Consider the following 18,317-nt stretch of genomic DNA (forward strand, 5'->3'; position numbering starts at 1 on the left):
GCGCTCCGGCGGACCGTCAGGCGTGGCCGGTGCCGTAGAAGCGCACATGGTCGACCGTCATCGACGCGGGGGACGGGGTCGAGGCGTCGGGAGGACCCGGCCAGTCGCCCCCGACGGCGACGTTCAGCAACAGATGCATGTCCTGTTCGAAGACCCAGTCACGCGGGGAGGGCAGCTCCGCCGGGGTCAGCACGAAGTACGGCTCCCCGTCGACGGACCAGGTGATACGGCGCGGTTGTTTGTCGACGGCGTAGGTGTGGAAGCCCTCCGAGGCGTCGGCCGCGAGGGTGGTGGAGGCGCCGATGCCGTTCTCGTTGAAGTACGTCGGCCCGTGCGCGGTGCCGTACACCGTGCGCGGTTCCCCGCCGACCACCTCGCAGATGTCGATCTCTCCCTGTCCGGGCCACTCGACCCCGTTGTCGCCCAGCATCCAGATCGCCGGCAGCAGTCCGGTGCCGACGGGCAGCTTCGCGCGGACCTCCACGCGTCCGTGCGTGAGCGCCACCTTGCCCCCGGTGGTCAGCCGGGCCGACGTCCAGGTGCAGAACTCCTGCGTGTAACAGGGCAGGTCGGACCCCGCGGGGGCGGGCCTCGCCGAGATCACGAGGTGGCCGGCGCCGTCGAGGGCGGAGTTGGCCGCGTCGTCCGTGTAGTACTGCAGCTCGTTGTTGCCCCAGCCCTCGGCGTCCCGGTTCCCGGTCTCGGTCGTCCAGGCCCCTTCCGGGGGCCGGGTGCCCGCGGCCCCGTCGAATTCGGCCTGCCAGAACGGCTCGTCCCCGGCCGTGGGAGGACCGGCGGGCCCGGGCGCGGATCCGCATCCGCCCAGCAGTCCGCCGAGCGCCAGCACGAGTGCCACACGGGTCCACCGGTGCGCCGCCCGGCCCCCGCCGCGTGCCCGGTCCTTCACGCCCCCGCACCGTCCAGCCCGGCGCGGATCCGGCGGGAGGGGCTGAAGGTGTAGAGGTCCAGGATCTCCGGCGGGTCCGCGAGGCCCGGGCCGCCCTCCCCCGCCCAGGTGGCGATGTCGGCGACGGCGTGCGGATCGTTGACCAGGCCGAGCCAGACCGGGCGGCCCCCGGCGCGGCGGCCCTCGGCCGACGGCTGTACGACGATGACGTTGCCCTGCTCGCAGGCGTCCAGGCACTCCACCGCGCGCACGGTGGCGGACCCGTCGAGGGACCGGCGCAGCTCGGCGAGCTGGCCCGCGTGGTCGACGCCCGGGATCTTCGGGGTGCCGCAGCAGCAGCCACGGCAGACGCTCACCGTGGGCCGGGACGGCCCCGTCCCGGCAGCGGCCTTGCGCGGTCGGTGGCTCATGCGGGGGCACTCCTGGGGGCGTCGTCGCTGATCACCGTAGGACTGTACCGAGCCGCTCGCCCGCCGATCGGGTGAGGTAGTGTGGATGGCTGCGAAGGGGAGTAGCCCCGCAAACCGGTCGTCGACACACTGGAACCTCCGGGTTCCCGGTGGCCGGGCCCGTAGATCCTTACGGGCGGGCGAGACCTTCGGTCAGGTATGACACGCCCGCGTCCTGCGGGTGCTGCGGTCATGCCGGGCCGAGTGGTCCTCCGAAAAAGCCCGAGCGGCACTTCGCGGAAGACCCGGGGCCCGGCTCTCACAGAAAGCCACCCGGAATGCATCTCGACCCCCTGGCGATCATCACCGCCTTCGGGCTGATCTTCCTCGCGGAGCTCCCCGACAAGACGATGTTCGCCTCGCTGGCCATGGGCACCCGCATGCGCCCGCTCTACGTCTGGTTCGGTACGTCCTCCGCGTTCATCGTGCACGTCGCCATCGCGGTCGGGGCGGGCGGGCTGCTCGGTCTGCTGCCCGACTGGATCGTCAAGGTGGTCTCGGCCTCCCTCTTCGCCTTCGGCGCGTTCATGCTGCTGCGCGGCGGCGGCGGGGACGACGACGAGGACGAGGAGATCAAGACCGTCACCGGCTTCTGGCCGGTCTACACGACCGCCTTCATGGCGGTGTTCATCAGCGAGTGGGGTGACCTGACCCAGATCACCACCGCGAACCTCGCCGCGAGCAACGGAGCCTGGTCCACGGCCATCGGGTCGGCCATCGCCCTGATGTCGGTGTCCGCGCTGGCGCTGCTGGCGGGGCGGTTCATCGCCAAGCGGGTGCCGCTGAAGACGGTGCAGCGCATCGGCGGTCTGTGCATGCTCGGTCTCGCGATCTGGACGGTGACCGAGATCTTCGTCTGATCCCCCCGCTTCTCCCCCGTCACGCCGTACCGGCTCTCAGAACAACGCCGGTACGGCGTCGTGCGTCCCCCGCTCGAAGGAGAGCAGCCGCTGCTTGCGCTCCAGCCCGCCGCCGTAGCCGGTGAGACCGCCGGAGGCCCCGATGACGCGGTGGCAGGGGACGATGATGCCGATCGGGTTCTTGCCGTTGGCGAGGCCCACCGCGCGGGAGGCGCCGGGCTTGCCCAGGAGCTCGGCCAGTTCGCCGTAGGAGCGGGTCTCGCCGTACGGGATGCGCCGGAGCTCGGCCCAGACGCTGCGTTGGAAGGGCGTGCCGTGCAGATGCAGCGGCAGGTCGAACTCCGTGAGCTCGCCGGCGAAGTAGGCGTCCAGCTGGCGGAGTGCCTCCGTGAAGGGCCCGGGGTCCGGGGTGCCGAAGGTCTCCTCCGGCGGGCGGTGCCGCTGCGCGGTCATGTAGAGGCCGGCCAGGACGCCGTCGGTGGCGACCAGGGTGAGGGGCCCGTACGGGCTGTCGGCGACCGTGTGCAGCCGGGCGGGGGCGGGTGAGGCGGTCATGGTGCGTCCTTCGGGGTGCGTCGGGTCGGACGGAGGTGGTCTCGGGCGGGCAGGTGGTCTCGGACCAGGCAGGTGGTCTCGGACCAGGCAGGTGGTTTCGGACCGGCAGGTGGTCTCAGACCGGCAGGTGGTTGATGGGGTGGTCGTCGACCGTCCAGAGGTACTGCACGGCGTACGCGCGCCAGGGGCGCCACCGTGCGGCGCGGGTGGTGAGCGCCGCGGGGGTCGCGGGCAGGCCGAGGTGCCCGGCCGCTCTGCGGATCCCGAGATCGGTGGGGAGGAAGGCGTCCGGGTCGCCGAGGGCGCGCATGGCGATGACCTCGACGGTCCAGGGGCCGAAGCCCGGCAGTGCGGCCAGTTCCGCGCGGGCCCTCTCCCAGTCGGCGCCCTCGTCCAGGCTCAGGGACCCGTCGGCGAGCGCGGCCACCAGGGTGGTGAGCGTGGTGCGGCGGCTGCGCGGCAGGGCGAGGGTCGCGGGGTCGAGCCCGGCCAGTGCCTCGGGGCCCGGGAAGAGATGGGTCAGGCCGCCTTCGGGGTCCTCGACCGGAGTCCCGTGGGCGGCGGCCAGGCGGGCCGCGTGGGTGCGGGCGGCGGCCGTGGAGACCTGCTGGCCGAGGACCGCGCGTACGGCGAATTCCGCGGCGTCGACCGTACGCGGCACCCGGCGCCCCGGGGCGGCGTCGACCAGCGGGGCGAGCAGCGGGTCCGCGCGCAGCTGGTCGTCGACGGCGACCGGGTCGGCGTCCAGGTCGAGGAGTCTGCGGCAGCGGCTGATGGCCTGGGTGAGGTCGCGCGGGTCGGTGAGGGAGAGCCGGCAGTCGATGTGGCCCGCCCGCGGGGACAGCGCCACGATGCCGTGGCCGTGCGGGAGGGCGAGCGTGCGGCGGTAGGCGCCGTCGCGCCACTCCTCGACTCCGGGGACGGCGGTCGCGGCGAGGTGCCCGAAGAGATTGCTCGGGTTGAGCGGGGCGCGGTACGGGAGCCGGAGCGCGATGACGCCCGGGGGTGCCGGTGTGCGGGCCCCGCGTTCCGCCCGGGCGCGCAGCTCGCCCGGGGTGAGCGCGTAGACCTCGCGGACGGTGTCGTTGAACGTACGGATCGATGAGAACCCGGCCGCGAACGCGACCTCGGCCATGGGAAGTGCGGTCGTCTCGATGAGCACCCGGGCGGTCCGGGCGCGCTGGGACCTGGCCAGCGCCAGCGGTCCGGCGCCGAGCTCGGCGAGGAGCTGGCGCTCGACCTGCCGCGCGGAGTATCCGAGCCGGGCGGCGAGCCCCGGTACGCCTTCCCGGTCGACGACGCCGTCCTGGATGAGGCGCATGGCCCGGGCGACGGAGTCCGCGCGGGCGTTCCACTCCGGGGAGCCGGGGCTGGTGTCGGGCCGGCACCGTTTGCAGGCCCGGAAACCGGCCTGCTGACAGGCGGCGGCGCTCGGGTAGAAGGTCATGTTCCGGACCTTCGGCGGCACGACCGGGCAGCTGGGGCGGCAGTAGATCCGGGTGGTCAGGACCGCGGTGAAGAACCAGCCGTCGAAGCGGGCGTCCTTCGACTGTACGGCCCGTACGCAGCGCTCGGTGTCGGTGTGCATGCCCCCAGCATCGGGCACGCGGGGGCCGGAAGGCTGGCGGAAATCCGACATCGACCTCGTGCGGAGAACCCGGTGCCACCATCCGTTCGCCGTTCATGTGAATGAACACGAATCACGTACACATGTATTGACGCGGTCACGACAGGTGCCTACGGTCGCAGAAAGCGCTTGCTCCCCCCTCATCATGGTGTCCGCCGCACGGCTCGTTCATACATCCGAACTCCCGGGCAGGACGGACATCGCACCGATCTGGAGAGAACGATGCAGAAGAAGAAGCCCTTACTCGCGTGCGTCGCCCTGCTCACCGGCTCGCTCCTCACCCTGTCCGGCACCATGGCCCAGGCCACCTCCGCCCCCGAGACCGCCGGCACCCGCGCCGTCGGTCTCCTGGCCGCCGACGCGCTGTACGTGGCGCCGGACGGCGGCGACGACGCGGCCGGCACGGAGTCGGACCCGACGACGCTCGCCTCGGCGATCGGCCGCGTCACCCCGGGCGGGACGATCTACCTGCGCGGCGGGACGTACGCGTACTCCGAGACGGTCACCATCCCGCCGGGCAACGACGGCACGTCGGGCGCGCGCACGACGCTCGCCGCCTACCCGGACGAGACCCCGGTCCTGAACTTCTCGGCCATGAGCGAGGACCCGGCGAACCGCGGGCTCGCCGTGAACGGCGCGTACTGGCACATCGACGGCATCGTCGTCGAGCACGCCGGGGACAACGGGATCTTCGTCGGCGGCAGCCACAACGTCATCGAGCACGTCATCACGCGCTTCAACCACGACTCGGGGCTCCAGATCTCGCGGATCGCCTCCGACACCCCCGACGACGAGTGGCCCGCCGACAACCTCATCCTGAGCTCGGAGTCCCACGACAACGCCGACTCCGACGGCGAGGACGCCGACGGCTTCGCCTCGAAGCTCACCTCGGGCCCCGGGAACGTCTTCCGCTACACCGTGTCCCACAACAACATCGACGACGGCTGGGACCTCTACACCAAGTCGGAGACGGGTCCCATCGGCCCGGTGACCATCGAGGACTCCCTCTCCTACGACAACGGGACCCTGTCCGACGGGACCGTGAACTCCGACGGCGACCGCAACGGCTACAAGCTGGGCGGCGACGACATCGAGGTCGACCACGTCGTACGGCGCAACATCGCCTACAACAACGGGCACCACGGGTTCACGTACAACAGCAACCCGGGCTCCATGAGCGTGTCGGGCAACGTCAGCATCGACAACGCCGAGCGCAACTTCTCCTTCGACAAGGGCACTTCGGTGTTCCGCGACAACGTGTCCTGCCGCAGCGGTGACGGTTCCAACGACAAGACGGTGGGCGACGCGGACAGCTCCAACCAGTTCTGGACCGGCTCGAACGGTTCGTCCTGCTCCGCCTACACCGGCGCGATGGACTGGTCGTTCGCCGCGGACGGCTCCCTCGTCGTGACCTTCGGCGGCGAGAAGGTGACGCCGTAGCACCGCGCTTCGTACTCACCGTGGAGGGGCACACCGGCACGGGCCCGGTGTGCCCCTCCACGGTGAGGTTTCGGTCACCTTGACGCAATGAAACATCCCGGAAACGCGACGGCGCCCTCCGCGAAACGCGCGACCGGGACCCTCTCCGGGCCGGACCCCGCGCCGCCCCGAGGAGGGACCCCTCTTGACCCCCGTGACCCTGGCCTCGGCAGGCCTCGACACCGGAGACACAGCCTGGCTGCTCGCCTCCACCGCTCTCGTCCTGCTGATGACGCCGGGCCTTGCCCTGTTCTACGGCGGCATGGTCCGTACGAAGAGCGTCCTCAACATGCTGATGATGAGCTTCGTGTCGATCGCCCTGGTCACGGTCGTGTGGCTGATGGCCGGCTACTCACTGGCCTTCGGCGACGACACGTTCGCCGGGCTCATCGGCGGCCTCGGCCACGTGGGCATGGTCGGCATCGGCCCCGACGACCTCACCGGCAGCGTGCCCACCCTCCTGTTCACCACGTTCCAGCTGACCTTCGCGATCCTCACCGCGGCACTGGTCAGCGGGGCGATCGCCGACCGGATGAAATTCGCGGCGTGGCTGGCCTTCGTACCGCTGTGGACCCTGCTCGTATACGTTCCCGTCGCGCACTGGGTATGGGGGCCCGGCGGGTGGATCGCGGACTCCCTCGGTGCCCTGGACTTCGCCGGCGGCCTGGTCGTGGAGATCACCTGCGGGGCGTCGGGTCTCGCCCTGGCCCTGGTCATCGGGCCGCGTATCGGCTTCAAGAAGGACGCGATGCGGCCGCACAACCTGCCGATGGTGATGCTCGGCGCCGGCCTGCTCTGGTTCGGCTGGCTCGGCTTCAACGGCGGCTCGGCGCTGGGCGCCGACGGGCTGGCGGCCGCCTCGGTCCTCAACACCCTGGTCGCCGGATGCACCGGCCTGCTGGGCTGGCTCTTCGTGGAGCAGCGGCGCGACGGTCACCCGACCACCTTCGGCGCGGCCTCGGGTGTGGTCGCGGGCCTGGTCGCGATCACACCCGCGTGCGGAACGGTCGGCGTGCCGGGGGCCACCGTCGTCGGACTCGCGGCGGGTGTCGTCTGCTCGTACGCCGTCGCGTGGAAGTTCCGCTTCGACTACGACGACTCCCTCGACGTCGTCGGTGTGCACTTCGTGGGAGGCGTCGTCGGGACGCTGCTCATCGGGCTGTTCGCGACGGCCACGATGACGGGCGGTGCGGAGGGTCTGCTGTACGGCGGCGGGGTCGGCCAGCTGGCCCGGCAGGCGGTCGCGGTGGTCGCCGTGTCGGCGTACACCTTCCTGATGACGTACGGGATCGGCCGGGCGATCGACCGGCTGATGGGGGTGCGGGCCTCCGAGGAGGAGGAACTCACGGGCCTGGACCAGACAGTTCACGCGGAGAGCGCCTACGATCACGGCGGCCTGGGTCATGCCGCCACGCAGCCCCCGGGCCACTGAGCACCCCTCGCCTCTCCCAAGGACAGGAGCACCGCCCCATGAAGCTCATCACCGCGGTCGTGAAGCCGCACCGCCTCGACGAGGTCAAGACCGCTCTGCAGGACCTCGGCGTGAACGGGATGACCGTCACGGAGGCCAGCGGGTACGGGCGCCAGCACGGCCACACCGAGGTCTACCGGGGTGCCGAGTACAGGGTGGATCTGGTCCCCAAGATCCGTATAGAGGTGCTCGTCGAGGACGCCGACGCGGAGCCGGTCCTGGACGCGGTGGTCCGCGCCGCCCGCACCGGAAAGATCGGCGACGGCAAGGTGTGGGCGGTGCCCGTGGAGACGGCGGTACGGGTCCGCACGGGCGAGCGGGGGCCTGCGGCGCTCTAGGGGGCCGGCGGGTCAGCGCTTCACGGGCGACAGCCCGGGAGGCCGCGCGCTCCACGGCTGACCGCCGGTGGACCGCTCCGGGGCATCCCCCGGGTGCTGCCGCCCGGATCGGATACCGTCCTGCCATGACGACTGCCATGACCAGGACGGTCGATGACGTGAACGTCGGGAGCCTGCTGCGGGGCTGGCGCAAGCTGCGGGGGGTCACCCAGCTCGAACTGGCGCTGAGGGCCGACAGTTCGGCACGCCACATCAGTTTCATCGAGACCGGCCGGTCCACGCCGAGCCGTTCCATGGTGCTGCATCTCGCCGAGCAGCTCGCCGTCCCCGTACGCGACCGCAACGCGCTCCTCATGGCCGCGGGTTACGCCCCCTCCTATCCGGAGACCTCGCTGACCGCGCCGGCGATGACCACGCTCCGGGCCGGTCTCGATCAGCTGCTGACCGCCTACGAGCCCTTCCCCGCCCTGGTGATGGACGGGATGTACGACGTGGTGAGCGCGAACAAGGGCGTGCTGATGCTGCTCGACGGGGTGGCTCCCCACCTGCTGGAGCCGCCCTTGAACGCCATGCGCCTGACACTGCACCCGCAGGGCCTGGCCCCTCGGATCCGCAATCTGGGCGAGTGGCGTGCCCACCTGCTGGAGCGGATGGACCGGCAGGCCACGCTGCGCTCCGCGGACGCGCTGCGCGGCCTGTACGAGGAGGTCGCCGCCTATCCCGCGCCGCCCGGCAGCACCCGCACGGGGCCGGACGGGCAGGGCCCGGCCGCTCACCCGTACGCGCTGCCGCTCCGGATCGAGGCGGGCGGCCGGGTGCTGTCGTTCATCTCGACCGCCACGACGTTCAACACCCCGATGGATGTGACCGTCTCCGAGCTGGCGGTCGAGACGTTCCTGCCCGCCGACCCGGAGACGGCTGCCGCCCTCCGGGTCATGGGCTGACGGGTGATCACGCCCCGGGCAGGCGGTCCAGGAAGCCCGCGACATGGGCGATCCGGCCGTCCTCGGCGAGGGTGATCACGTCGAAGCCGGCGGCGGGGGCGGACCCGTCGGCGGTGGAGACCAGGTCCCAGGTGAACCGCACCAGGTCGTGGTGCGCGTCCGGCGTGCCGGTGAGCTGGAACGTGAATCCGGGGAACTGCTGGTGGGCGCCGGTGACGGCCGCCGCGATCCCCTCGTGGCCCCTGGCCTCGCCCAGCGGGTCGGTGTAGGTGCCGTCCTCGGTGAACGCCGAGGCGACCGCCTTGGCCAGGTCCTCGGGGGTGGCGGCGTTCCAGGCGGCGAAGTAGCGCTCGACTGCGTCCTCGTGGATGGTCACGGCGGTGTCCTCTCGTCGGTGCCGGCGCACCCGGGCGGTGCGTCCGCGGCAGGACCGGTCGTTCCCCGCCCTGCGTACCGACAGCCTGGCGCAGCCGTCCGGGAGGGTCGATTACCGCTGAGGTAAAGCGCGCACCCGGGCCCGGAGGGTCAGCCGGTCGTGGCGTCCGGGTCCAGGGCGTACAGGCGCGGCAGGTTCACCACGATGGCCTCCTGGGTGCTGCGGGCGATGACGACCACGGCCTCCTCGGTGGGGTCCGGGTTCTCCTCGCGGTGCGGCACGAACGGCGGGACGAAGATGTAGTCGCCGGGCGAGGTGCGCAGCCGTACCTCTTCCGGCTCCTCCCCCGAGTCGTCCAGGAAGACGAACTCCGGGTGTCCGCTGACCACATGGATGGCGGTCTCGGACTCGCCGTGGTGGTGGTCGGAGGAGGAGGTCGCGGGAGCCACGTGGGTCTGGCCCATCCAGAGCTTCTCGGAACCCACCGTCTTCCCGCTGACGGCGCTGAACCGGCGCATGCCGCCGGTCTGCGCCGTGTCCCCGTCGAGTGCGTCGGCGCGGATGTGGTGCAGACGGGTGCGCAGGGGTGCCGCCGCGCGGCCCTCGGCTTCGTGGAGATGCGGGTGGAAGCCTTCTCCGGGGGTCGTCAACGGCTCGCTCATGGCAGGGACGTTAGGTCGGCGCCGAAAAGGATGTCAAGAGGTGTCCATTCCGCTTCACCTGCGGCAATGTTCCCGCAACACGAGGCGCGACGCCGGAGGGGATCGGCCGGAAGAGCCTCGCCCGCGGCCCGTCGCCGGGGCATGATGTGGGCATGCATATCTCCGCGAAGGCGGACTACGCCACGCGCGCCCTTCTGGAGCTCGCGAGTGATCCCGGCCGTCCGCTCTCCTGCGAGGCCATCGCCTCCTCGCAGGAGATTCCGTTCAGGTTCCTGAAATCCGTGGTGGGCGAGCTGCGCCGGGCCGGTCTGGTGCGCAGCCAGCGCGGCTGCGAAGGCGGCTACTGGCTCGGCAGACCCGCCGACGAGATCGCCCTGCTCGACGTCGTACGCGCCGTGGACGGTGAGCTGATCACCCTGCGGGGCCAGCCGCTGACCGGGCTCGACTACCCCGGCCCCGCAGTGGGCCTGCCCGGGGTGTGGAGGAGGGTCGAGTCGGACGCCGCGGCGGTTCTCGGGGCGCTGACCCTGTCGGCGCTGCTGCCCGCCGGGGCGCGCGAACAGCCCTCCGCGATCGGTGCCGCGTGACCGGCGCCCCGGACGCCCCGCCGGTCGAGGTGGTGGAGTACACCGACCCGATGTGCCCCTGGGCCTGGGGGTCGGAGCCCGCCTTCCGCAGGCTGCGGACCGCGCTGGCCGGCCGGGTCCGCTGGCGGCGCGCGTACGCGATCCTCTTCGACGCCGAGGACGACCCGGCGCCCGATCCGGCGGCCGAGACCGCGTACTACGCCGGTTACGTCGAGCGGATCACCTCGCACACCCGCGCGCCACGGGCTGCCCGGCTGAGCCGTGTCGCGGCCAGCTCCTGGCCGTCGTCGCTGGTGGCCGTGGCTGCCGAGGCGCAGGGCGCCGATGTCGCCGAGCGGGTGCTGCGGCGGCTTCGGGAGTCGGTCTTCGTGCGGGGCGAGCCGGCGGACACCCTGGAGGCCGCGGTGGCCGCCGCGCGCGGAGTCCCGGGCCTGGACGAGGACCGGCTGAGGTCCGACGCGGGCTCGCCCGGCGCCCTGGAGCGGGTGCGGGCCGACCGTGCGGAGGCGCGGCGGCCGGTCCCCGAAGTCCTGTCCGTACGCAGCGGATCGCCGCACCCCGGCGCGGCGAAGGAGACCCTCGACGGCGGGTACCGCTATGCGCTGCCGACGCTCCTGCTGCGCGCCGGGCCGGCGTACCGCGCGGTCCCCGGCTGGCGGCCGTACGAGACGTACGCGGCGGCCGTCGAGGAGCTGCGGCCGGGACTGCTGGGCGTCTCGGCGCCGCTCTCCCCGTCCGAGGCGCTGGAGCGCCACGGGAGCCTGACCGAACCGGAGCGCCCTCTGCTGGCGGAGGGGGTGTGGCCGCCGCCCGGTGCGGTCCGGCGGGAGACGGGGAACGGCCCTCTGTGGCTGCATCCTGACGAGGCGTCAGCGCGTCCCACGGCCGGCTGAGTCCCTCCCGTACCGCTCTGAGCTGCGGTTGAGCCCCGTCCCGCTGAATGAGACACCAATGGGTGTCCATTGACAGCCGAGGACGCCTGCCGCCAGGATGAGCCCATGCTCACGACGCACCCCGGTGTGGTGTGCCGCTACGTGGACCTGCGGCGCACCTCCAGCGCGCTCTGTCGCTGACCGCTCACCACCCTCGCTCCACAGGCGCCGCCTGACCTCCGTCGGCAGTACCGGCCGCCCTTCGGCCGGCTGATCCGCGCCTGTGCCCCGCGCCGGCTCCCCGCCTTCCGTCGCGCCCGTTCGTCGCATCCCCGTACGGGGCCGTGAGTTCCTCGACGCCCCCACCGGACCCGCCCCTGCCCTGCCGTGCGCCGACGCCTCGACGACGCATGCCCGCATACGCGACGACGGTTCGTGCGAGTGCCGCGCTCCCCTCCTCACGCTCCCCCGCCTCCTCCTGCCCTTTTCCGGGCCGGACCCCATCAGAGAGAACGAGATGTCCGCACGCCTCACGATCCGCCGCCGACCGGACGCCCGGTCGGCTCGACAGGCGGGCGGCCTGAGGGTCGCTGCCCTCGGGACCGCCTTCGTCGCCCTGCTCGTGCCGGCTCTGAGCGCTTGCGGCGGCAGCGCGTCGTCGTCGGCCGGCAGCGCCACCCTGAAGTGGGCCTCCTCCTACTTCCCGAGCCACTGGGATCCGGTGGTCTCCGGCAGCGGTGCCCAGTTCCGTGAACTCGCCCTCGTCTACAGCTCGTTGACCCGCACCGACGAGGAGGGAAAGGCCGTCCCGGATCTCGCCGAGAGCTGGGAGTACAACGCGAAGGGTGACGGGATCACCTTCCATGTGCGCCCCGGGCTGAAGTTCAGCGACGGGGAGCCGGTCGACGGCGCGGCCGTGAAGTCCGCGATCGAGCGGGCGCAGAAGCAGAAGAACTCCGCGCTCTTCGGCGACCTGACGTCGATCGGGTCGGTGAAGGCCTCCGGTCTCGACGTCACGCTCGACCTCACCCAGGTCGACTACCAGATACCGCAGCTGCTCGGCGAGCGCGTCCTGCAGATCGCCAGCCCCAAGGCCGCCGCGAACCCGGCGAAGCTGGACCAGAACCCCGTCGGTGCCGGGCCGTTCGTCATCGACCAGCTGATCCCGGGGACCAAGGCGGTCCTGCGGAAGAACCCCGACTACTGGGACGCGAAGAACATCCACATCGACGACGTCGAGCTGGTTTCCGCCCCCGACGCCTCCACCGTCGTCTCCGGGCTCCAGACCGGGGTCTACAACTTCGCCGACCTCGACCCGAGCCAGGCCTCCGCCGCGGAGAAGGCGGGCCTGGACGTGTTCTCCCAGCCCGGCTTCAACGCCTCCAACATCAGCCTGAACGTCAACAAGGCGCCGTTCGACGACGACAGGGTCGTCGACGCCCTCCGGTACGCGGTCAACCGCAAGGAGTTCGTGGACAAGCTGACGTTCGGTCATGGCGAGTCCACGGACCAGCCCTTCCCCAAGGGCTATGTGGCGTACGACGCGAAGTCGGAGAACGCCTACCCCTACGACCCGGCGAAGTCGAAGAAGCTCCTGGCCGAGGCCGGTCACCGGCCCGGCGACCTCAAGCTGAACCTGGTCATCCCGGCGGAGGACCCGCAGGCGGAGATCGTCCAGTCGCAGCTGGCGGCCGTGGGCATCAAGGTCACCATCAAGATCGACAAGAACTGGGCCACGCCGTTCTTCGCCAAGGACCTGGCCTTCTCGCTGTACTCGACGACGGGCCGCGACTCGGCGGTGCAGACGCTCACCGCCCACTTCGGCCCGAACGGCCCGCTGAACCTGAGCACCCCGTACGAGCCGGACGGCTTCAAGGAGGCCGTCGCCAAGGTCCGTCAGACGCCTCTGGACGCACCCGACTACGCGCAGGTGCTCCAGGCCGCGACGCGTGCGGGTCTGGAGAGCAAGGCGCTGATCTTCACCTTCTCCTCGCCCAACCTCTTCGCCAAGAGCAAGACCCTCTCCGACCTGCCGAAGAACCCCGCCCACATCGACTGGACCGGCGTGAAGATCGCCGGCTCCTGACCCGTCCATCCACTGCAGAGAGGGGGCAGACCCATGACGACGACCACGCCGGAGGCCACTCCTGACCGGCGCCGCAGGGTCGCCACGGCCAGGGCGCGGCATGCGGCGGGGCGGGTGGCGGCCGCCCTGGGCCGCTCGGTCGCGATCTTCGTACCGGTGTTCCTGGTGGCGACCTTCGTGACGTTCGCCCTGCGTTCCATGAGCGGCCTCAGCCCGGCGCGTATCCAGCTGGGTGAGGAGGCGACCCCGGAGGCGATCCGGCGCATCGAGGCCGAGTGGGGGCTCGACCAGCCGTTCCTGACCCAGTACTGGAACTGGTTCACGGATGTCCTGCACGGGCAGCTCGGCACCAGCTGGGTCAACGGGGCCGACATCTCCACGCTGATCGGCCTCGGCCTGGGGGTGAGCCTCTCCGTCGCGGTCTTCGCCCTGGTCATCGGTGTGGTCGTCGGCTTCCTCCTCGGCACGGTGGCGGCGCTGCGGCGCACCACCCTCGTCGACCGGGCGATCACGGGGTTCGTCACCGTGATCTCGGTGATGCCGGCCTTCGTCGTCGGCATCGTGCTGGTGGCCGTCCTCGCGGTGGGGCTCGGTCTGTTCCCGTCGGCCGGCTACATCCCGGCCGAGCAGGGCGTGGGCCCCTGGCTGGCCCACATCACGCTGCCCGCGCTCGCGCTGAGCTTCGACGTCATCGCCGACGTCGCCCGCCAGTTGCGGGCCGGCCTCGTCGCGGCGTACGGCGAGAACTACGTGACGGGGGCGGTGGTCCGGGGCCTGAGCCCACGGCGGATCTTCTTCGCCCATGTCCTGCGCAACGGCCTCGGGCCGGCCCTCGCCACGATGGGCCAGAAGTTCCCGGCGCTGGTCGGTGCCTCCGTGGTCACGGAGTGGATCTTCGGTCTCCAGGGCTTCGGGCGGTTCGCCAACGACTCGGCCCAGGCCGGCGACGTACCGGCGGTGCAGGGCGTGCTCGTGGTGTCGATCGTGCTGGTCGTCTCCTTCAACCTGATCATCAACCTGGTGCTGGCGCGTGTGATGCCGGCATCCCAGCGGGGGGTATGACGATGGTGCGCCGCGTCCTCTCACTCACATCCGGCCGGATCGCCGTGGTCATCCTCGTGCTGGTCGCGCTGCTCGCCCTCTGCGGTCCGTGGCTCGCCCCGCAGGATCCCCTGGCGACCAGCGACAACACCCTCGCGTCGGCCTCGGGCGCTCACTGGCTGGGGACGGACTACCTGGGCCGTGACGTGTTCAGCCGGCTCCTGGACGGTTCGCGGATCAGCGTGCTCGGTTCGCTGGAGGTCGCGCTGATGGCTCTCGTCGTCGGTGCGGTCCCCGGGATCCTGTCGGTCTACTCGGGCCGGGCCTTCGAGTGGCTGACCCTCCGGCTGGCCGACACCCTGGTCGCCCTGCCGTTCCTGCTGTTCGCCATCGCCGTGATCGCGCTCCTCGGCAACGGCATCACGCAGGCCATGCTCGTCACGGGCGCACTGGTCTCCCCGCTCTTCTACCGGGTGTCCCGGGCCGCCACGCTGGCCGTGGCCCGCTCGCCGTACGTGGAGGCCGCGATCGTCTCCGGGGCCTCGGTCGGCTGGATCGTACGCCGCCATGTCTGGGTCAAGGTGCTGCCACCGATCGCGGTGGCGCTCGCGCAGACCATCGGCGTGGGCTTCGTCATCGTCTCCAGCCTGACCTTCCTCGGGATCGGCGTACAGCCTCCGGCTCCCACCTGGGGCGGGCTGCTCGCCTCCGACCTGGGCTACCTCAGCCACCAGCCCTGGGCCCCGGTGGCGCCCGCCCTGCTGATCATGGTCACCGTCTGGGCGTGCAACCTGCTCGCCGACGCCATCCGCGACGTCTCCGGTGAGGCGGGCCGCGCGCTGGTCGACCGGCGCAGGGCCCGGTCCCGTACGAGCACGTCCGCCCCCGTCCCCGTGGGAGGTTCACGATGAGGACCCTGTCCCGGAACACCGCCGCCGGCAGCGCCCCCCAGCACGCTCCGGCCGCCCCCGCCGCTCCCCCGGTCATCGCCGTACGCGACGTACGCATCAGCGACCGGGTCACCGACCGGGAGATCGTGCACGGCGTCGGCTTCGAGCTCACCCCGGGCAAGGCGGTCGGCATCGTCGGCGAGTCCGGCAGCGGCAAGACGCTCACCTGCCGGGCGGTGCTCGGCATCCTGCCCCCGCACTTCGAGGTCTCCGGCGGATCCGTCGAGATCGACGGCACCGACATCGCGACGCTGACGCCCCGGCAGTGGACCGCCCTGCGCGGCACCACGGTCGGCGCCGTCTTCCAGGACCCGGCCTCCTACCTCAACCCGTCGATCCGGGTCGGTGCCCAGATCGCCGAGGTCATCCGGGTCAAGAAGGGCGTGAAGCGGCGCGAGGCGCGCCGGCAAGCACTGGAACTCCTCCGCGCGGTACGGCTGCGGGACCCGGAGCTGGTCTACGGCCAGTACACCTACGAGCTGTCGGGGGGCATGCTCCAGCGCGTCCTGATCGCGGCGGCGATCGCCGTCGAGCCCCGGGCCCTCATCGCCGACGAGGCCACCACCGCCCTCGACGTCACGGTCCAGGCCGAGATCCTCGACCTGCTGGCCGAACTGCGCGAGCGCACCGGCCTGGCGCTCGTCGTCGTCTCCCACGACCTGGCCGTCGTCGCCCAGTTGTGCGACGAGGTGCTGGTGATGCGGCAGGGCGAGGTGGTGGAGCAGGGCCCGACGCACTCGGTGCTGCACGACCCGCAGCACGCGTACACCCGGCTGCTCATGGCCGAGCACGAGCAGTACGGCCTCGACAAGTTCCTCACCCCGAAGGAGGCGTCATGACCACCGCGTCGCCCGAAGCGAGGCCCGCCGGCAAGGAGGCCGGGGCTCCGGCCCCGGTGCTGGCCGTCGAGGGCCTGGAGGTCCGTTACGGCCGGGGCCGCCGGGGCCGGAGCGCGCTGCGGGACGTCTCGCTGAGCGTGGCGCCCGGGGAGACCGTGGGCGTCATCGGCGAGACGGGCTCGGGGAAGTCCACGCTGGCCCGCGCCGTGCTCGGCCTCGTACGCGCGTCGGCCGGCTCGATCCGGGTCGGTGGCGAGGAGGTCACCGGGTACGGCAACCGCCGGTGGCGCGCCCTGCGCCGCCGGGGCATCGTCCAGTACGTCTTCCAGGACCCGCTGCGCAGCCTCGACCCGGACCTCACCATCGAGGACTCCCTGATCGAACCCCTCCTCATCCAGGGCGTGGAGCGCACGGAGGCGGTGGACCGGGCCCGGGCGTTCCTGGACCGGGTCCACCTCTCCGCGGAGCTGCTCGGGCGGCTGCCGGGCGAGCTCTCGGGCGGCCAGCGCCAGCGCGTCGCCGTGGCCCGCGCCCTGGTCACGGAGCCCGCCCTGGTCATCCTCGACGAGCCGGTCAGCGCCCTGGACTCCGCCAACCGCGTCCAGGTCCTGGAGATCCTCAAGGAGCTCCGCGCCGCCGGGACGTCCCTCGTCTTCATCTCGCACGACCTCGGCTCCATCGCCGGGACCGCCGACCGCATCGCCGTGCTCTACCGGGGGGAGCTCGTCGAGGTGGGCGCCGCCCGTGACGTCATCAACCACCCGCGGCACGTGTACACGCGCCTGCTCGTCGGTTCCGCGCCGACGCTGCACGCGCGGACCGCCGACCGCTCCGAGCGGGAGGCCCTGCGCGCCCGGCTGGCCGGCTGACGGCCCGGCGCCCGCCCGTCCCCCCCGCACCACTGAGAGGAACACCCATGTCCCGCAGGATCCATCTCGCACTGCACCCTTACGGCGTCGGCGGCCCCGGCCAGCACGGCCTCTGGAAGGACCCGCTCGTCGCGAAGAACGCCAGCATCGACGTCAACTACTACATCGAGCAGGCCAAGGCCGCCGAACACGCCCTCTTCGACGCGCTGTTCGTCGTCGACAGCCAGTTCATCAACTCGACCTACCCGTCGCACTACCTGAACCGGCTGGAGCCGCTGACCCTGCTCTCCGCCGTCGCCACCCACACCAAGCACCTCGGTCTGGTCGGCACGGCGAGCTCCACGTACAACTCGCCGTTCAACCTGGCCCGCCGGTTCGCCTCCCTCGACCACATCAGCGCAGGGCGCGCCGGGTGGAACGTGGTGACCAGCTTCGACACCGGTACGTCGAGGAACTACGGGCTCGACGAACACCTCGACTACACCACCCGCTACGGCCGTGCCCTGGAGTCCGTCCAGGTCGCCCAGGGGCTGTGGGACTCCTACGAGGACGACGCCTTCCCGGCCGACGTGGAGCGGGGTGTCTTCCTCGACCCGTCCAGGCTGCACGCGCTGGACCACGCCGGGGAGCACTTCAAGGTCGCCGGGCCGCTGAACATCTCGCGCTCGCCGCAGGGGCAGCCGGTCATCTTCCAGGCCGGGGTCTCCGAGGAGGGCCGCGACCTCGCCGCGCGCGTCGCCGAGGGGATCTACGCACCGGGCGGCACGCTGGAGTCGGCGCAGGAGTACTACGCGGACATCAAGAAGCGCACCGCCGCCTACGGGCGCGACCCCGAGCACATCAAGGTCTTCATCCACGGCGGCCCGATCGTCGGCGCCACCGACGAGGAGGCGCGTCGCCGGGAGCGGGAGATCTTCGAGGAGGACAACGACTTCGCGAGCAACCTCGCGCTGCTGGGCCGGTCCTTCGGCGCGTACGACTTCAGCGTGCACGACCTGGACGCACCGTTCCCGGACGTCGCCCACCTCGCCGAGAAGGGCGGCCGCACGGGCGCCGGGAAGATCATCGAGCGCGCGACGGCCGAGGGCCTGACGCTGCGTCAAGTAGCCGAATCCGTCAACGCGTTCCGGCGCTCCCCGTTCGTCGGGGCGCCGGAGACCGTCGCCGACACCATCGAGAAGTGGTACGACGCCGGCACCCTGGACGGCATCAACCTGGCCTTCCGGAACAACGACGACCTCGGCCGCTTCGTCGACGGCGTGGTGCCGCTCCTCCAGAAGCGCGGCCTGTTCCGGACCGAGTACGAGGCCGACACCCTGCGCGGCAACCTCGGGCTGCCCGTCCCGGAGAACCGCCACACCGTCGCGCGCCGGTCCGTGAACGACTGATGCGGGCCACGAACCCC

General features: G+C 71.8%; 19 protein-coding genes. 13 read left to right on the forward strand and 6 right to left on the reverse strand.

Going from position 1 to position 18,317, the window contains the following annotated elements:
• Positions 1-16 precede the first annotated feature (16 nt).
• Together JKV81_RS32945 and JKV81_RS32950 are read right to left on the reverse strand one after the other, a co-directional pair.
• Complete coding sequence (locus JKV81_RS32945) at positions 17-907, reverse strand: glycoside hydrolase family 16 protein (protein ID WP_129266407.1); 891 nt, start codon at positions 905-907, stop codon at positions 17-19.
• On the reverse strand, positions 904-1,317 hold the full coding sequence (locus tag JKV81_RS32950) for a (2Fe-2S) ferredoxin domain-containing protein (RefSeq protein ID WP_129266406.1): 414 nt from the start codon (positions 1,315-1,317) through the stop codon (positions 904-906). The genes JKV81_RS32945 and JKV81_RS32950 overlap by 4 nt, the downstream gene beginning before the upstream one ends.
• Before the next feature lie 317 nt (positions 1,318-1,634).
• On the opposite strand from JKV81_RS32950, the gene JKV81_RS32955 reads away from it, so the two are divergent.
• On the forward strand, positions 1,635-2,216 hold the full coding sequence (locus tag JKV81_RS32955; RefSeq protein ID WP_099175216.1) for a TMEM165/GDT1 family protein: 582 nt from the start codon (positions 1,635-1,637) through the stop codon (positions 2,214-2,216).
• Positions 2,217-2,252: 36 nt separating this feature from the next.
• On the opposite strand, the gene JKV81_RS32960 is transcribed toward JKV81_RS32955, so the two are convergent.
• Both JKV81_RS32960 and JKV81_RS32965 read right to left on the reverse strand, forming a co-directional pair.
• Entirely contained in the window at positions 2,253-2,771 is a 519-nt protein-coding gene (locus JKV81_RS32960; RefSeq protein ID WP_202079297.1) for a methylated-DNA--[protein]-cysteine S-methyltransferase, read from the reverse strand.
• 115 nt (positions 2,772-2,886) lie between these two features.
• Positions 2,887-4,359 (reverse strand): AlkA N-terminal domain-containing protein, encoded by a 1,473-nt coding sequence (locus JKV81_RS32965; RefSeq protein ID WP_202079300.1) that lies wholly within the window; start codon positions 4,357-4,359, stop codon positions 2,887-2,889.
• A gap of 261 nt (positions 4,360-4,620) precedes the next feature.
• Between JKV81_RS32965 and JKV81_RS32970 the strand changes: the two genes are divergently transcribed.
• The 4 genes from JKV81_RS32970 (at position 4,621) to JKV81_RS32985 (ending at position 8,630) form a co-directional block, all read left to right on the forward strand.
• Positions 4,621-5,838 carry a right-handed parallel beta-helix repeat-containing protein gene (locus JKV81_RS32970; RefSeq protein ID WP_202079302.1) on the forward strand — a complete coding sequence of 406 codons (1,218 nt, stop codon included), beginning with the start codon at positions 4,621-4,623 and terminating at the stop codon, positions 5,836-5,838.
• A 184-nt stretch (positions 5,839-6,022) separates the two neighbouring features.
• Positions 6,023-7,309 (forward strand): ammonium transporter, encoded by a 1,287-nt coding sequence (locus JKV81_RS32975; protein ID WP_202079304.1) that lies wholly within the window; start codon positions 6,023-6,025, stop codon positions 7,307-7,309.
• A gap of 38 nt (positions 7,310-7,347) precedes the next feature.
• Positions 7,348-7,686, forward strand: a complete 339-nt coding sequence (locus JKV81_RS32980) for a P-II family nitrogen regulator (protein ID WP_129266400.1) — start codon at positions 7,348-7,350, stop codon at positions 7,684-7,686.
• A gap of 137 nt (positions 7,687-7,823) precedes the next feature.
• Entirely contained in the window at positions 7,824-8,630 is an 807-nt protein-coding gene (locus JKV81_RS32985; protein WP_202079357.1) for a helix-turn-helix domain-containing protein, read from the forward strand.
• A 7-nt stretch (positions 8,631-8,637) separates the two neighbouring features.
• On the opposite strand, the gene JKV81_RS32990 is transcribed toward JKV81_RS32985, so the two are convergent.
• Together JKV81_RS32990 and JKV81_RS32995 are read right to left on the reverse strand one after the other, a co-directional pair.
• Complete coding sequence (locus JKV81_RS32990) at positions 8,638-9,006, reverse strand: nuclear transport factor 2 family protein (RefSeq protein ID WP_202079306.1); 369 nt, start codon at positions 9,004-9,006, stop codon at positions 8,638-8,640.
• 149 nt (positions 9,007-9,155) lie between these two features.
• On the reverse strand, positions 9,156-9,668 hold the full coding sequence (locus JKV81_RS32995) for a cupin domain-containing protein (protein WP_129266398.1): 513 nt from the start codon (positions 9,666-9,668) through the stop codon (positions 9,156-9,158).
• Positions 9,669-9,820: 152 nt separating this feature from the next.
• Between JKV81_RS32995 and JKV81_RS33000 the strand changes: the two genes are divergently transcribed.
• The 8 genes from JKV81_RS33000 (at position 9,821) to JKV81_RS33035 (ending at position 18,300) form a co-directional block, all read left to right on the forward strand.
• Positions 9,821-10,255: an RrF2 family transcriptional regulator gene (locus JKV81_RS33000; protein ID WP_099175209.1), complete on the forward strand. Its 435-nt coding sequence runs from the start codon at positions 9,821-9,823 to the stop codon at positions 10,253-10,255.
• 50 nt (positions 10,256-10,305) lie between these two features.
• On the forward strand, positions 10,306-11,148 hold the full coding sequence (locus JKV81_RS33005; protein WP_236058414.1) for a DsbA family oxidoreductase: 843 nt from the start codon (positions 10,306-10,308) through the stop codon (positions 11,146-11,148).
• Positions 11,149-11,644: 496 nt separating this feature from the next.
• Positions 11,645-13,213, forward strand: a complete 1,569-nt coding sequence (locus JKV81_RS33010; RefSeq protein ID WP_202079310.1) for an ABC transporter substrate-binding protein — start codon at positions 11,645-11,647, stop codon at positions 13,211-13,213.
• A gap of 33 nt (positions 13,214-13,246) precedes the next feature.
• Entirely contained in the window at positions 13,247-14,275 is a 1,029-nt protein-coding gene (locus JKV81_RS33015; protein WP_129266395.1) for an ABC transporter permease, read from the forward strand.
• Positions 14,276-14,277: 2 nt separating this feature from the next.
• Positions 14,278-15,165, forward strand: a complete 888-nt coding sequence (locus JKV81_RS33020) for an ABC transporter permease (RefSeq protein ID WP_129266394.1) — start codon at positions 14,278-14,280, stop codon at positions 15,163-15,165.
• Positions 15,162-16,043 (forward strand): ABC transporter ATP-binding protein, encoded by an 882-nt coding sequence (locus JKV81_RS33025; protein ID WP_129266393.1) that lies wholly within the window; start codon positions 15,162-15,164, stop codon positions 16,041-16,043. The genes JKV81_RS33020 and JKV81_RS33025 overlap by 4 nt, the downstream gene beginning before the upstream one ends.
• The gene (locus JKV81_RS33030; RefSeq protein WP_129266392.1) at positions 16,040-16,912 is read left to right on the forward strand and encodes an ABC transporter ATP-binding protein; all 873 of its coding nucleotides are present in this window, start codon (positions 16,040-16,042) and stop codon (positions 16,910-16,912) included. Before JKV81_RS33025 ends, JKV81_RS33030 begins: the two co-directional genes overlap by 4 nt.
• A gap of 47 nt (positions 16,913-16,959) precedes the next feature.
• Positions 16,960-18,300 (forward strand): NtaA/DmoA family FMN-dependent monooxygenase, encoded by a 1,341-nt coding sequence (locus JKV81_RS33035; protein WP_202079312.1) that lies wholly within the window; start codon positions 16,960-16,962, stop codon positions 18,298-18,300.
• Positions 18,301-18,317 lie beyond the last annotated feature (17 nt).

This window comes from Streptomyces silvae (genome assembly GCF_016745505.1).
Taxonomy (GTDB): Bacteria; Actinomycetota; Actinomycetes; order Streptomycetales; family Streptomycetaceae; genus Streptomyces; species Streptomyces silvae.

Excerpts from the sequence above, each read along its gene's own strand:
- JKV81_RS32950 (WP_129266406.1), bottom strand. The coding sequence starts at position 1,317 with ATGAGCCACCGACCGCGCAAGGCCGCTGCCGGGACGGGGCCGTCCCGG.
- JKV81_RS32955 (WP_099175216.1), top strand. The coding sequence starts at position 1,635 with ATGCATCTCGACCCCCTGGCGATCATCACCGCCTTCGGGCTGATCTTC.
- JKV81_RS32960 (WP_202079297.1), bottom strand. The coding sequence starts at position 2,771 with ATGACCGCCTCACCCGCCCCCGCCCGGCTGCACACGGTCGCCGACAGC.
- JKV81_RS32965 (WP_202079300.1), bottom strand. The coding sequence starts at position 4,359 with ATGCACACCGACACCGAGCGCTGCGTACGGGCCGTACAGTCGAAGGAC.
- JKV81_RS32970 (WP_202079302.1), top strand. The coding sequence starts at position 4,621 with ATGCAGAAGAAGAAGCCCTTACTCGCGTGCGTCGCCCTGCTCACCGGC.
- JKV81_RS32980 (WP_129266400.1), top strand. The coding sequence starts at position 7,348 with ATGAAGCTCATCACCGCGGTCGTGAAGCCGCACCGCCTCGACGAGGTC.
- JKV81_RS32985 (WP_202079357.1), top strand. The coding sequence starts at position 7,824 with ATGACCAGGACGGTCGATGACGTGAACGTCGGGAGCCTGCTGCGGGGC.
- JKV81_RS32995 (WP_129266398.1), bottom strand. The coding sequence starts at position 9,668 with ATGAGCGAGCCGTTGACGACCCCCGGAGAAGGCTTCCACCCGCATCTC.
- JKV81_RS33000 (WP_099175209.1), top strand. The coding sequence starts at position 9,821 with ATGCATATCTCCGCGAAGGCGGACTACGCCACGCGCGCCCTTCTGGAG.
- JKV81_RS33005 (WP_236058414.1), top strand. The coding sequence starts at position 10,306 with ATGTGCCCCTGGGCCTGGGGGTCGGAGCCCGCCTTCCGCAGGCTGCGG.
- JKV81_RS33010 (WP_202079310.1), top strand. The coding sequence starts at position 11,645 with ATGTCCGCACGCCTCACGATCCGCCGCCGACCGGACGCCCGGTCGGCT.
- JKV81_RS33015 (WP_129266395.1), top strand. The coding sequence starts at position 13,247 with ATGACGACGACCACGCCGGAGGCCACTCCTGACCGGCGCCGCAGGGTC.
- JKV81_RS33020 (WP_129266394.1), top strand. The coding sequence starts at position 14,278 with ATGGTGCGCCGCGTCCTCTCACTCACATCCGGCCGGATCGCCGTGGTC.
- JKV81_RS33025 (WP_129266393.1), top strand. The coding sequence starts at position 15,162 with ATGAGGACCCTGTCCCGGAACACCGCCGCCGGCAGCGCCCCCCAGCAC.
- JKV81_RS33030 (WP_129266392.1), top strand. The coding sequence starts at position 16,040 with ATGACCACCGCGTCGCCCGAAGCGAGGCCCGCCGGCAAGGAGGCCGGG.
- JKV81_RS33035 (WP_202079312.1), top strand. The coding sequence starts at position 16,960 with ATGTCCCGCAGGATCCATCTCGCACTGCACCCTTACGGCGTCGGCGGC.